Annotated in this window: 8 protein-coding genes and 2 pseudogenes; 5 read left to right on the top strand and 5 right to left on the bottom strand. The window is 33.5% G+C overall.

What is annotated here, in order from left to right; genetic code table 11:
- Window positions 1-536: 536 nt before the first annotated feature.
- The gene (locus tag EDD71_RS02585; protein WP_133627184.1) at window positions 537-1,676 is read left to right on the top strand and encodes a sensor protein KdpD; all 1,140 of its coding nucleotides are present in this window, start codon (window positions 537-539) and stop codon (window positions 1,674-1,676) included.
- Window positions 1,677-1,764: 88 nt separating this feature from the next.
- Here the strand turns inward: EDD71_RS02585 and EDD71_RS02580 are convergent, their stop codons facing one another.
- The 5 genes and pseudogenes from EDD71_RS02580 to EDD71_RS02560 form a co-directional block, all read right to left on the bottom strand.
- A complete protein-coding gene (locus EDD71_RS02580) occupies window positions 1,765-2,400 on the bottom strand; it encodes a K(+)-transporting ATPase subunit C (protein WP_133627183.1) in 636 nt (211 codons plus the stop codon).
- Between the two features lie 12 nt (window positions 2,401-2,412).
- Window positions 2,413-4,473 (bottom strand): potassium-transporting ATPase subunit KdpB, encoded by a 2,061-nt coding sequence (gene kdpB, locus EDD71_RS02575; RefSeq protein WP_133627182.1) that lies wholly within the window; start codon window positions 4,471-4,473, stop codon window positions 2,413-2,415.
- Window positions 4,474-4,487: 14 nt separating this feature from the next.
- Window positions 4,488-6,164 (bottom strand): annotated as a pseudogene (gene kdpA / locus EDD71_RS02570) (potassium-transporting ATPase subunit KdpA).
- Between the two features lie 17 nt (window positions 6,165-6,181).
- A complete protein-coding gene (kdpF, locus tag EDD71_RS16070; protein ID WP_423244797.1) occupies window positions 6,182-6,259 on the bottom strand; it encodes a K(+)-transporting ATPase subunit F in 78 nt (25 codons plus the stop codon).
- Window positions 6,260-8,100: 1,841 nt separating this feature from the next.
- Window positions 8,101-8,796 (bottom strand): response regulator transcription factor, encoded by a 696-nt coding sequence (locus EDD71_RS02560; RefSeq protein WP_133627180.1) that lies wholly within the window; start codon window positions 8,794-8,796, stop codon window positions 8,101-8,103.
- A gap of 560 nt (window positions 8,797-9,356) precedes the next feature.
- Between EDD71_RS02560 and EDD71_RS16065 the strand changes: the two are divergent.
- The 4 genes and pseudogenes from EDD71_RS16065 to EDD71_RS02540 all read left to right on the top strand — a co-directional run.
- Window positions 9,357-9,467 (top strand): annotated as a pseudogene (locus EDD71_RS16065) (helix-turn-helix domain-containing protein); the annotation flags it as partial.
- Between the two features lie 526 nt (window positions 9,468-9,993).
- The gene (locus tag EDD71_RS02550) at window positions 9,994-12,399 is read left to right on the top strand and encodes an ATP-binding protein (RefSeq protein ID WP_243116376.1); all 2,406 of its coding nucleotides are present in this window, start codon (window positions 9,994-9,996) and stop codon (window positions 12,397-12,399) included.
- 253 nt (window positions 12,400-12,652) lie between these two features.
- Window positions 12,653-13,951 carry a CitMHS family transporter gene (locus EDD71_RS02545; protein ID WP_133627178.1) on the top strand — a complete coding sequence of 433 codons (1,299 nt, stop codon included), beginning with the start codon at window positions 12,653-12,655 and terminating at the stop codon, window positions 13,949-13,951.
- 266 nt (window positions 13,952-14,217) lie between these two features.
- Window positions 14,218-14,901: a GntR family transcriptional regulator gene (locus EDD71_RS02540; RefSeq protein WP_133627177.1), complete on the top strand. Its 684-nt coding sequence runs from the start codon at window positions 14,218-14,220 to the stop codon at window positions 14,899-14,901.
- The last annotated feature ends 7 nt before the right edge of the window (window positions 14,902-14,908 follow it).

The following is a 14,908-nucleotide window of genomic DNA, read 5'->3' as shown; positions in this document are numbered from 1 at the left end:
AAAAATAATTCATTATGGATTCAATATATGATATAGAAGAATTTGTAAAGGTAGTTTAATGATTGGAATTTGTATTAGCTTTAAATTTTCTTTTTCAAACTAATGTAGTATAAGTCGTTTTTTTCTGTTGTGCATATATAGTTTAATGGAAATTTACTAGCCTTAGCTTCATACACTTTTAATAATATTTTCAAAAGCTTATAATATAATAATAGTTATATATAAAATTCAAGGATTTATAGACACCTGCTGCGATAAAAAATATATTCCATTCACTGCTGCGCTGTGTAAGAAGTTCTAAAGCTCGGTGTGGCTGACAAGTCAACAACATTCGTTAAACTTGCATAAGCTCAAACACAACTAATAGTTGTAAGGTTTTTCAGCACCCTTTCACTAAGAACTTCTTCTACCTGCTCGTTAAAGTGTTCATTCTATATATTTTTTATTTCTGCCACTTTTATAGTATAAAAATATTTAAAGTTGTATTATTAAAAGAATACATGAAATAACATTATAAATTAAAGGGACTGATAATTATGGTTGAAGAATTTAAGAGAATAACTCCTAAAGAAGCGTTAAAGAAACTAAAAGAAGAACAAAGAGGGCATTTGAAAATATATTTAGGCTATGCTCCAGGTGTAGGTAAGACATATTCAATGCTTAACGAAGCTAATAATAGACTTAAAAAAGGCGAGGATATTGTTATTGGATATTTAGAGTCTCATCAGAGAAAAGAAACTGAAGCTCAAATTGGAGAGCTTGAAATTATCCCAAGAAAAAAGATAGAGTACAATGGAGTTATCATGGAAGAAATGGATACCGAGGCTATTATAGCAAGAAGGCCAACAACAGTTTTAGTAGATGAGCTTGCACATACTAACGTTCCAGGCTCCAAAAATAAAAAAAGATATGAGGATGTTGAAGAGATTTTAAACCATGGAATTAATGTAATATCAACACTAAATATACAGCATTTGGAAAGTTATAATGATGTCGTAAGACAAATAACGGGAGTTACTGTGAGGGAAACAATCCCCGATAGAATAGTTGAAAACGCTGATGAAGTTGTGGTTATAGACATTGCTCCGAATGCTCTCATCAATAGGCTGAAGGGTGGATACATATATAAACCTGAAAATATTGGAAGAGCCTTGAAAAACTTCTTTAGAAAAGGCAATCTTAATGCTTTGAGGGAATTAGCTCTAAGAAAAACAGCAGAAGAAGTTGATGAAGAGCTTGAGGAATATAGAAAGGAACATGGAATTAAAGAAAACTGGCATGTTATAGAAAGAGTAATGGTATGCATAAGCTCCAGTCCAACTTCTAAAAAATTAATTCGAAGAGGTGCAACAATAGCAAGAAGATTTAAATGTGATTGGACTGTTGTATATGTTAATTGCACAAAGATATTTGCACCTAAGATGACAGAAAAGGATAAGAAAATGCTTGAAAGTCATTTTAGATTGGCAAAGCAGCTTGGGGCCGAAGTTGTAACTTTAACAGGGAAGAGTATTCCAAAAGAACTCGCAAGGTTTGCTGCAGAAAAATATATTACTCAAATAATAATTGGTCATAGTACAAGGACAAAATGGCAGACAATTCTTAGAGGGTCAACTATTACAAAGTTACTTAAATTAATTAGAGATATAGAAGTTCATATCATACCAAATCAATAAAAATGTCCTAATATTTAACAGATAATGTTTTGTAAAATATATCTAATAGATTTTATAAAAAGCTTCCCATGCAGGGAAGCTTTTTAAATCATAACTTTCCTTTCTGTTTAAGTATATTAGCAATTTCCAAGTTAAGTTTTAATACATTTACTCTAGGCTCTCCAAAAATTCCAAACTGCCTGCCTTCAGTATGCTTTTCGATGAGTTTTTCAAGATCTGAAACCGGAATTCCAGTAGCTTTTGATATAGAAGTAACCTGTATTCTAGCTGCAGCAGGGCTTATGTGAGGATCAAGCCCTGAACCTGAGCTTGTTAGAAGGTCTGCTGGAATATCTTCCTTTTTAACTCCAGGATGAGATTTTATAAAATCATCAATGTCCTTTTGAACCCTTTCATAAAGAGCCTTATTTGAAGGAGCAAGGTTCGCTGAACCTGATGATACTCCTGCATAGGCTGTTTTTCCGCTCGCATCAGGAATAATATCCTCTTTTTTATAGGTATTATAGTTTACAGAAGAAATCCTTCCATGAAAGAATCTTGGATCACCAAACTGCTGTCCTATAAGCTCAAACCCTACTTTTGTGCCGTTAAACTCTACTATGCTTCCGTTAGCTTTCCTTGGAAAGATTACCTGGCTTATTCTTGTCATTGCAAGGGGATAAGCAAGACCGCATATGACCATTAAAACTAAACTAACAAGTATTGCCCTTATGAGAGTTTTCATTATTTCTACCTCCTACCCCAAGTTTAGAACTTTTAAAATAGGGTTTATCAACATATCTATTACTTTAATGCCTATGAAAGGAACAATCATTCCACCTAATCCATAAATTAAAATATTTCTTGTAAAAAGAGCTTCAGCCTTCATAGGTCTATATTTTACTCCTCTCATTGCAATTGGAATTAATGCTGGAATTATTATTGCATTAAATATTAATGCTGATAGTATTGCACTTTGTGGAGTAGCAAGTCTCATTATATTCATTACATTCATTTGAGGAATAGCAATTGAAAATATAGCAGGAATAATAGCAAAATATTTTGCAACGTCATTTGCTATACTAAATGTTGTTAGGGCTCCTCTAGTTATAAGAAGCTGCTTTCCAATTTCTACGACTTCAAGAATCTTTGTTGGATCTGAGTCAAGGTCAATCATGTTTGCAGCTTCCTTAGCAGCTGTAGTACCGCTATTCATTGCAAGCCCTACGTCAGCCTGTGCCAATGCAGGAGCATCATTTGTACCGTCACCAGTCATGGCAACAAGCTTTCCTTCTGCCTGCTCTCTTTTAATAGCCTCTATTTTATCCTCAGGCTTTGCCTCTGCGATGAATTCATCAACCCCTGCTTCCTTTGCTATTGTTGCTGCAGTAAGAGGGTTATCACCTGTACACATAATAGTTTTAATTCCCATCTCTCTAAGTCTTTCAAATCTCTCAACAAGACCAGGTTTTACAGTATCCTTAAGATATATAACACCTATTATGTCCTTATCGACTGACACTGCAAGGGGTGTACCACCGATACCTGCTATTTTTGTTGTAACTTTGTCAAGATCATCTGGAATCTTACCGCCTAAATCCATTACGAATTTTTTTATAGCGTCTGCAGCACCTTTTCTAATCTTAGTACCGTTTTTCAAATCTACTCCACTCATCCTTGATTGAGCTGTAAACTCAATAAATTCGGCATCTTTATATTCATCTGCATTTACCTGAACACCTAACTTATTCGCAAGTTCTATAGTTGATCTTCCTTCAGGTGTTTCGTCCTTTAGGGAAGATATCAGAGCAAACCTTGTGATTTCTTTCTCTGTATGCTTTCCAACAGGTATAAACTCTGCTGCAAGTCTATTTCCATATGTTATTGTGCCTGTTTTATCAAGAATCAATGTATTAACGTCACCACAGGCCTCAACAGCCTTACCTGACATAGCAATAACGTTAAACCTTGTAACTCTATCCATGCCTGCAATCCCTATAGCAGATAATAGACCACCTATAGTTGTTGGTATTAAGCAAACAAGCAGGGCAATCAATGTTGATACAGGTATAGTAATCCCAACGTATTTTGCTAATGGATATAAGGTTACAACAACGATTAAAAATATCATAGTTAAGCTAACAAGTATCATTGTTAAGGCAATTTCATTAGGAGTCTTCAGTCTTGAAGCACCTTCAACAAGATTAATCATTTTATCAAGGAAAGATTCTCCAGGTGTTGCCGTTATCCTTATTTTTAACCAGTCGCTAACAACTTTTGTTCCACCTGTAACAGAGCTAAAATCCCCGCCTGCTTCCTTCAAAACAGGTGCAGACTCACCTGTAATTGCAGATTCATCAACCGATGCAAGACCCTCGATTACCTCACCATCGTTTGGGATTAAATCTCCTGCCTCAACAAGAACGATATCTCCCTTTTTAGTTTCACTTGCATTTATAATCTTAATATTTCCGTTTTTATCTATAAGCTTTGCTTTAGTGTCCTTACGTGTCTTTTTTAAACTTTCTGCCTGTGCTTTTCCTCTTCCCTCTGCTACAGCTTCTGCAAAGTTAGCAAATAAAACAGTAACAAAGAGTATAAAGAAAACTATTCCGTTATATAAATGAAGATTAGAACCTGTCTCCCCAAAAGCATTAGGGAAAATAGTAAGGAAAAGCGTAATAAAAGTTCCAACTTCAACAATAAACATAACAGGATTTTTTATCATATATTTAGGGTTAAGCTTTACAAAGGATTCTTTAATGGAATCCCTTAAAATCTCCTTTGTTATAAAGCCTTTTCTTCTATCATTACTCATTTATTTTCACCTCATCAATGTCCTAATGTTAAATGTTCAGCGATAGGTCCCAGTGCAAGTGCAGGAAAGAATGTTAATGCACCTACAATTAAAACAACTACAACAAGAATAACAGTAAATAGTGCATTGTCAGTTCTAAAGGTTCCAGGCCCAACTGGTATGGGTTTTTTTGAAGCAAGGGATGCTGCAACTGCAAGGAGTGCAATAATTGATATATAACGTCCAAGGAACATTACAAGGCCTGTAGAAATATTCCAGAATAGCGTGTTATCTATAAGCCCTTCAAAGCCTGAACCATTATTTGCTGCTGATGAAGTAAACTCATAAAGAACCTGTGAAAGTCCGTGAAATCCCGGGTTAGTTATTCCTGCAAGTCCTTGCTTTGTAAGCAGTGATATTGCAGAAGGAACAAGTATAATAAATGGATGAATTAATATTACCAGTGCAATCAATTTTATTTCTTTTCCTTCGATCTTTTTACCTAAAAACTCAGGGGTTCTACCAACCATAAGCCCACAAAGGAAAACTGCCAGAATTGCATACATAAGCATATTCATAAGCCCAACGCCTTCTCCACCGAATATGACATTAAGCATCATCTGCCATAGCGGCACAAGCCCTCCAAGTGGTGTTAGGGAGTCGTGCATGTTGTTTACAGATCCTGTTGTAAAGGCTGTCGTTATTGTTGTAAATAATGCTGAGTTCGCAATACCGAATCTTACTTCCTTACCCTCCATGTTACCCATTGATTGATTTAATCCAATGTTTGTAAGTGCTGGGTTTCCGGATTTTTCAGCATAGTAGGCAAGTGACAGGGACATTAAAAACAGCATTGCCATAGAAGCAAATATAGCCCACCCCTGCTTTCTGTTTTTAAGTGTTAGACCAAAGGCATACACCAGGGCTCCTGGTATTGCCATCATAGAAAGCATTTCAATTAAGTTGCTCAGCGGAGTGGGGTTTTCAAATGGATGAGAAGAGTTTGAGCCAAAGAATCCTCCTCCATTTGTTCCTAAATGTTTAATTGACTCAAGGGATGCAACAGGCCCTAAAGGAATATCCTGCAGATTTCCTTGTATTGTTGTTACTGTTTGATTAGGAGTTAATGTTTGAGGAACTCCTTGAGAAACTAAAAGCAGTGTAACAACAACTGAAAATGGAATTAGAATTCTTGTTATTGTTCTTACTAAATCTACAAAAAAGTTTCCAGGGATTTTCTTGCCTGCAATGCCTCTAATAAAGGCAGTAGCTGCTGCAAAGCCTGTGGCTGCTGATGTAAACATTAAAAACGTAATAGCAGCCATCTGACTTAAATATGATAGCCCCCATTCTCCTGAGTAATGCTGTAAATTTGTATTTGTTATGAAGCTTATTGCTGCATTAAAAGCAAGTGAGGGTTCCATTGCCTTATTTGAATTGGGGTTAAACCCTAAAAGGCTTTGAAATCTAAATATAATATATACGAGCAATGCCATTACTCCATTTGTTAATAGTAATGCAACAGTATATTGCTTCCAATTCATAGCATGCTTTTTTATTCCTGTTATTTTATAGATAAAGTTATCAACTACATCAAAGAACCTGCTGCCAAAGGTTTTCTCAAAATTTATGACCTTATAAACATATTTTCAAATAAAAATTGAAAGAAGAACAAATATGGCCAAAGTAATTGCTATTTGTAAAAAATCCACTTAAACCAACCTCCAAGTTAAAATTTCTCAGGATTAAACAGTACATAACCAAGATAAATAAATAAAAGAAAGACTATTATCAGAAGTACTACCATTTTCATAACCTCCATCTATTATTGAATTCCATCAATTTGCTTATCGCACCAGTATGTGAAAATTATCATAAATCCGAAGCATACTAGTAGAATAGCTATAAATATTAGGTCAAACATTATATATCCTCCTTTAATGGTCAATTGGATTTACAGATACTTATCATATTATGCATTACATTTAAACAAAAGTTTGTTAAAATTGTTGATTTTGAATTTTTATATTGTTTAAATCCAATCTAAGAAGATTATTCGCATAGCTCATAGTTATTTTTCCTTTTTTTTAAATTTTTTATTGGTAAAGTCAATTGATTTATATTTTTATTAATTCAAATTTTATTCTTATGTCCTTTTCTCTTAACTATTAATACATTAAAATTTTGAGAAAGATAAGCTAAAAGGAGGTATACATAAGAGAATACCTCAATTACCAAATATCATGTTAATGTAGAGCCAATAGAGATGACAGAGAAAACAGACTAGAGCGATTTCAAGATAGTTCCTTGATTTACATTTGTGACGGTTTGGATATACTCCTATTATGTGTCATATTTAGTGTTATTTGGTGAAATTCCCTTTGAATATTTTGGTGTCTGTTGAGAGTATAGGGTGATGTGGGGATACCACCTGAGCGCCCAGTAGAATTCTATATAAGATAAATTGAGAAAGGATAGTATGAAAATTATCTTTTTTCATTTATCTTTGAAGAACCAAATGTACTAAATTTATATAATTTGCATTTTAGGCTAATTTTACTAGAAGCATTTTATTTAATCTTCTGTTTTTAGAATCATTTTTTATTATTTTAATGTTATTATATTGTGATTTTATCAGCATATTTTATTGTGCTGTGTAATAACAAAGCAATGATCCTGATTATGAGGTTAAAAAAAGATATTATAGATCTTTATATCGATCCTCCCAAACATGCAGTCGCACTTTGTTCTAATAAAAATGGACCGCTTTCCGTAAGGCCATATTTAGGTAGTTCTTGAACAAAATCAGGATATTCCAAAAGATTACCTGCAACATATAGGCGGACAGAGCCTGCAGTGCAAATAGTTGCAGCTTTTAATCCCCATAATGGTAAAGATTTTGCCAAGTGTTATGATGTTGAAAATTATGAAATTTTTTAGACTTTTTTACCGAGATTTAAAAAAGTATCCAAACAAAGAAGTTCATATTATTTTAGATAATCTTTCTGTATATAAAACAGCAGAAAGAGTCTGGAATACGCATAATCCTAACCAATAAATTTAAATTTTACAATACATCAAGTAATGCAGCATAGCTCAATCTAATAGAGCCTTGGTTTGGTATAATTAATAGGCTTGTACTAAATAACTCAAATTATCAAACGCGTCAAGAGTTAATAATTGCATTATACTAAGATATATTTTATAGCAATGCGCATCTAAAACATTATGTTTAAAAAATTGTTTGACGTTAGTAGGAAGCTATACACCTAATTATTTGTATTACTTTTTAGTTTTAGCACTAGCATAATACGTTAAATTAAAGGAATGTCCTTAATTTTTCCTAATACAATAATATCCTTCCATTATCTGTAAAAATAGTGATTACAGGAATAACTTTTCGTGGCAATTGTCATGATTAATGAATGAAATATATTTTTTATTGCAGCGTCTCATGGAGCCAAAACCAGAACAACAAGAAAATTAGATAAAAAATAATAATTAAGAACAGTCATACTATCACATAATTTGGCAATCTGCAAAAATTAAAAATTACTACAGAAGTTGCCTCCTGTAGTAATTTCCAGTTTGAATTAATCTCTTCCATATAAATTTACTCATATCTGCGAGAGCTCTCGGAGCGTGCTTTTAATAAACGGAAAACTGATAACCGATTCCCCATACAGTTTTAAGATATTTAGGATTGCCTGGGACTTCTTCGATTTTGTTTCTAAGGTATTTTATATAAACCATGATGCTATTGTAATCTACTGAGTTTTCATGCCAAACATTCTGATACAGTTCCTCTTTGGAAAATACGCGATTTGGATGTTCCATAAAGAATTTTATGAGTTTTATTTCCTTTGAGGTTAGTTTAATTTCTATGTCATTCTTATAGAACTTATAGTTCTTCAAATCAAATTTAAAAGGTCCATGAATTATAAAGTCTGAGGGGGTATTATCAAGCAATATTTCTCTTCGCCTTTTGATTTGTGATCTTACTTGTGCACAAAGAACAGGAGGACTAAATGGCTTTGTTATATAACTATCTGCTCCAATATCCAGGCCACGAATGATATCTTCATTTTCTTTTTTTCCACTAAGAAATATAATTGGTAATTTTAAGTCGTGCTCCCTTATAGCTCTAGCCACATCATAACCGGAGATATCGTCCATTAAAATATCTAGAATTATCAAATCAAAGTCGTATTTATCTATCTTTTGAAGAGCCTGTTTGCCATTTTCAGCCTGATAAGTAAGCATGCCTTCCTTTGTAAGTATTCTGGAAATTAATTTTCTTATAGACTCATCATCTTCAACAATAAGAATTTTTGGCTGTTTCATATGTACCACCCTCAATATACAAAGTAATAGATTCAAAAGACAATACAGAATTATTGGATTATTATTAAAATCAAAATAATTATATTAAATATATCCTGGAGAAATCAATAATTCATTATGTTTTGTAGCCATTATTAAACGAAATTTAACCTGAAAAATCTTTAATTTTCAGCAACTTTTTATAATTTAACGTGTTATGTTACTCTGAAAAGCCCATTGGAATAAAAGCAGAAAAAATATACAGACCGATGCTGCGATAAAAATTTAAATTATTGCATTTATTTTTTCCACCGAACAAAAAAGTTTTGGGAAATATAGCAGGTATTTATATTATCTGCGTTAGCCTTGGAAGTTAGCCTATATGACTTTAATAGAAATAACCCATAAACCTCGTACCCATGTGGTCGAGGATGTAAGGGGATTGGATTAGGGAAGTTCGATGATTCCCTAATTCACATTACACTAATTTCTAATTTTGGATGTAACTTTAAATTGTTTTAGCATTAAAGTATAATATACATAAATAGTGATGTGAAATGAAGTGACATTGTAATAAAGAGCAAGAATTAATGTTAAATATGACCTTTGATCATTGTAGGTTTGTATATAATTGCTATCTTGCGAAAAGGGTAGAGCTATACAAAACAAAGGTAAAACTAATTCTTATGTAGAATGTGCCAATGATATGAAAAATCTTAAAAACCAATAAGAATGGTTAAAAAAGAGGCAGTATCACTTTAACAGAGTTTACTGATTTAATTCGTTGTGCCAGATAAATTTACAGATCGGCGCTGCGATAAAAAATATATTTCATTCACCAGTACGCTAGGCAAAGAAGTTCTAAGGCTCGGGATTTGAAAAATCAAGAACTTTCGTTAAACTCGCCTTGCTTAAGTCACGAAAGTTCTAGGATTTTTCTGCATCCCTTTGCCTAGAACTTCTAGTTACACGCTTTATGTGAATTTCATATATTTTTTATCTCCGCTTAGCCTCTGAACTAGCACAACGGATTGATTTAGATAAAGCATATAAGAATTTATTAATGGAAAGTGGATTTCCCAGTTAAAAATCCAAAGTTAGCACAATCCATTAGTGATGTAAGTCGGTATGAATTTACGTGGTTGCAAAGGGCAATGATATGGTAGAACAATACATAAAGTAGATAAATTCTACCCTGAAGTTAGTCATGATCTAATTGTGGATACGAGAATACAGACACAGGTCATTGTTGCGGGAAGGCCTATCTTCTTTTGGGTAGGCAAAGTTTATATATTTGCAATTATTTACCACAGGGCTTTGCGTTATAACACAAGGAAAAAATGGGAGATGATAGGTATGATTGGCACATTAATCAATAGATGGTTTGAAAGGGCAACATTTAAAAAGGGTAGGGCAAAAATAATAGTATATATTACTTTAGTATTAATTTTGAGTACTCTTATTTATCTTACATACGATGAGTATAAAAAAGCAATAATAGTACAACAGCAGCAGAACATGCTGAGAACAGCCAGATCTATATCTAGAAGTATAGAATTGTTTACCAGGGAAGTTGTGGATAGTATAAGGATTCTTACCCTCGATAAAGATTTTGCTAAAAATATTTCAGATATTGAGCAGGGTAAAGTGTTAGACGTTTATAATGATAAGCTTAAATCATACTATGAAGCCGAGGGTAAAGCGTTAAATGCAGTTTATCTTTTTGATGAAAATGGTAAGCTTTTGACGCAATATCCACAGGGGAAAACCCAAATTAACAGTATTCTAAAGGCTGATATTGATTATGTTGTAATCGGAAAAAAGACTCATATTGGAAAGGTATATTTGGATGAAGCTAAAAACACCTTCATATTGAGTGTAAGCGAACCTGTTTTTGATGGAGATAACTTTAAGGGGGTGGTTTCGGTAGAGATAAGCCTCTATGATATATATAACAGATTAATTGCACCCGTGAAAGTAGGAGAAAAAGGGTATGCAATGGTAAAGGATCAGTACGGTACAATCATAATGCACCCTGTAAAGGAACAGGTTGGGATGAATGTTATTGACAGCAGAAAGAAAAAGTACCCAGATCTGGATTATAGTGAGCTTGAAGATCTAATAAAGAACCAGCTAAAAGGAAATGAAGGTACGGCAATCTATTATTCTTATTGGTGGGGGGACAACGTCCTTAGAAAAATAAAAAAGCTAAATGCCTACACGCCTGTTCGACTTGGTGAGCAATTTTGGGTAATTGCATTAGTAATGTCCTATGATGAGATTCAGGAACCAATAAACAAGTTTTTGATTAAAATTGCCGGAATAGTAAGCTTGATTGCTTCTTTAATATATATTCTTATTTCTGAATTAATTATGATGAGAAAAAGCAAGGAGGAACTTGAAAAAGAAACAATATATCTAAAGATGTTAAATGAATCCTCAGAGAAGCTAAGAAAGAAGGAGGCGGAACTTTATCACTCACACAAGCTAAAGATGATTGGTACCCTTGCAGGAGGAATAGCCCATGATATTAATAATCTGCTAACCCCAATACTCGGCTATTCAGAATTATTACTTGAAAGCCTGCCTGAAGGCAGTGAATATTATGATGATATTGATGAAATCTTTAAGGCAGCTCAAAGGGGTAAGGAATTGGTTGAACAGATTTTATCCTTCAGTAGAAACGATACTGGAGCGGTTAAAATGGAATCATTTAGCATTAGCAGGATTACAAAGGAAACGTTAAAGCTCTTAAAGACAGTTTTGCCGAAGAATGTGGTTCTAAAGGAAAATATTAAAGAGGACTGTGGATATATAAGGGGCAATTATGCACAAATTCATCAGGTTATTTTCAACCTCTGCACCAATGCCTATCAAGCTATAAAAGATAATGAGGGAATCATTGAAATATCCCTGCGCACTGTTCAGGGTGCAGAAATTAACGAAAATAATGTATCACTATCTAGTGAAAGAAATTATGTGGAACTTACAGTTAAGGATACAGGATGCGGTATGGATGAAGAAACAAAAGTAAGAATATTTGAGCCCTTCTTTACAACAAAAACGATAGGAGAAGGAACAGGATTAGGCCTTTTTGTAGTTCAAAGCATCATAGACAAACATGAGGGGGCCATTACTGTTGAAAGTGAGAAGGGCAGAGGAAGCTGCTTTAGGGTATATTTACCTTTGATTGATGGACAAGCAGATTTAGAGAATGATAATGGTCCTGAAGTAACTATAAAGAATAATAAAAAAATACTATTAGTTGATGATAATGAGAAAATTATTAAAGTATTGAAAAAAGGCCTGGAGCACCTTGGTTATGAAGTGGTTGCTGAAACAAACAGCCAGAGGGCACTGGAGAAGTTTTGGTCAGATTATAATAAATTCGACATTGTTATAACTGATTATATGATGCCGGGGCTTAAGGGAAGTGAACTGGCAGCTGATATAAAAAAGATTAAGAAAAATACAGGAGTAATATTAATGTCCGGCTATATAGATGAAAGTGAAAAGGTGGTAAGCAGCAATAATCTTATAGATGCATACATTTCAAAACCCATAGAGCTTATAAAGCTTTCTAAAGTTATAGAAAGAGTATTAGTTGGTATGAGCTTAAAGTAAATATTAAGTTTATTGACAAAAATTGGTGTAAAAAATACTAAGCCCTTCTAACTCCAATCATCCCTTTAATATTATTTTAAGATTTTTTTAATATTATTTTAAGGTTTTCAGAAAATTTTAAATTTTTAATAGGAAAAGTGTATGGATTTTATTGAACTGTGTTTTGCACCCCTATATAATGAATGATAGTAGGCTGGCCGAATATTTTAAATATTTATATTATTAAAAATTATTGGGGGGTGTAATTTATATTATGTTAGCTTTATTGGGTTATGGTATTGTCATTACTTTCATGATTTTGATCATGACTAAGCGTATGACTGCGTTTACTTCTCTTATAGTAGTGCCTATTATTTTTGCAATTATAGGTGGGTTTGGTCCGAATGTTGGAAAATTTGCCCTTGAAGGTATTAAGGGTGTATCAACAACTTCTGTAATGTTGCTTTTTGCAATAATTTTCTTCGGAATAATGATAAATGTTGGATTGTTTGATCCGCTTGTCAATGTGATTATTAAGTGTGTTAAGGGCGATCCATTAAAGGTACTTGTTGGAACAGCAATTTTAGCAGCTGTGGTATCCGTAGATGGAGATGGAACAACAACTACCATGATTGTTACTTCTGCCTTATTACCTGTATATAAAAGACTTAAAATTAAACCGCTTTATTTAGCAACAATAATAATATTACAAAACTCAATTATGAACCTCTTGCCCTGGGGAGGTCCAACTGCCCGTATAATGTCGGCTTTAAAAATTGAAGGATCAGATATTCTGCGTCCTTTAGTTCCAGGGATGGTAATTGCTGTAATTTGGGTTATAATTGTGGCATACATTATCGGGTTGAAGGAACGTAAGAGATTAGGTATTGTGGCTTTTGATGATAAAACATTGGAAGAAATGTCTGCTACAGCAGATTCAGAAGAATTAGCTCTTAAGAGACCAAAGCTTATATGGGTAAATTTTATTTTAACAATACTTGTCATGTATGCATTAATCAGCGGAAAACTTCCATCTGCTGTAATTTTTGAAATAGCTGTGGCGTTAGCTCTTATCATCAACTATCCTTCACTTAAGACACAAAGACAACTTATAGAAAATCATGCTGGAAATGCTATACAAGTCATAGCTATGGTACTTGCAGCAGGAGTGTTCATGGGAATACTAACAGAAAGCAAAATGGCAGAGGCTATCGCTCTAAATCTAGCTTCCCTGGTACCAAAATCCTTCGGATCACACTGGGCTTTAGTTACAGCTATTATTAGTATCCCAGGTACCTTCCTCCTATCAAACGATGCATTCTACTTCGGTGTACTTCCTATACTTGCACAAACGGGTGCAGCATATGGATTTACCCCTCTACAGATTGGCATTGCATCTACAATGGGACAAGCGTTCCACCTTTTAAGCCCATTAGTTGCATTCATATATCTGCTTCTACAAATAACAGAAGTAGATATGGGAGAATGGCAAAGGTATGCCGCTAAATGGTCAATCGGCACTTTCATAATCTTTGTTTTAGCTGCAGCACTTACAGGTGCTATGCCTCTATAGTAATTTCCTAAATCCTTCATGCTTTTCCAAAGTATAATAAAAAAGTTCCCCAGGGAACTTTTTTATTATGCTGACATGTGAAGTTAAGTGGTTATAAGATAAAAATAGAAGTTGAAAATATAATTATCAACTTCTGTTTTTTATTAAATACTATTTATTATATTTGAAAGCTACTAATACAATAAAGTACTCGAAATCTTTTATGTTTTTGGTTAAAATTTATATAGTATCAAATATTAACCATTTACATAGAAAGGAAGTTTTTCATGATAAACTATATTGATGAGTTTGTCAAAAATACAAACTTTAATCAGAACAAGCCTATAAGAGAAATAGTATATGAGGGTTTAAGAAAAACCATAATTAGTGGAGTGATTCCTGTTGGAGAGAGAATTGTTGAAAAGGAGTATGCGGAAAGATTAAACATAAGCAGAACACCTGTTAGAGAGGCCTTAAGAAGGCTTGAAATGGAGGAATTAGTAGAGTATCAACCGAGAATAGGAGTTATAGTTAAGAAGATTACTATTGAAGATGTAATTGAGATTTACAAAATCAGGCATAATTTGGAAGTTTTAGCTGCAGTTGATGCAATGGAGAATATAACCCAAGAGGAAATAAAGAAAATTGAAGAATTGCTTGATTTAACTGAGGAAGAAAATAGAAAGGACAATGTTGAAGAGGTTATAAGATTATTTGGTGAATTCAATTTAATGATATATAAGGCCAGCAGAATGAAAAGGCTTACGGGGATGATTAGCAGGCTCAATGAGTATCTGCAAAGGTTTAGAAACATTTCTATCTCTGATAAGGAGAGAAGGGAAAAGGCGATAAAGGAGCACAGGGATATTTTAAAGGCTATAGTTGAAAAAAATAAGGAAGATATTGATAAAATTATTAAAAAGCATCTAGATTACTCCCTTGAGATTGTAATGGCAGAAATCAGGGATTAGGAGGGAA

It is taken from the genome of Fonticella tunisiensis, assembly GCF_004364155.1.
GTDB lineage: Bacteria > Bacillota > Clostridia > Clostridiales > Caloramatoraceae > Fonticella > Fonticella tunisiensis.
The sequence above is the reverse complement of the archived record's forward strand: the minus strand, read 5'-3'. Positions and strand labels throughout refer to the sequence as shown.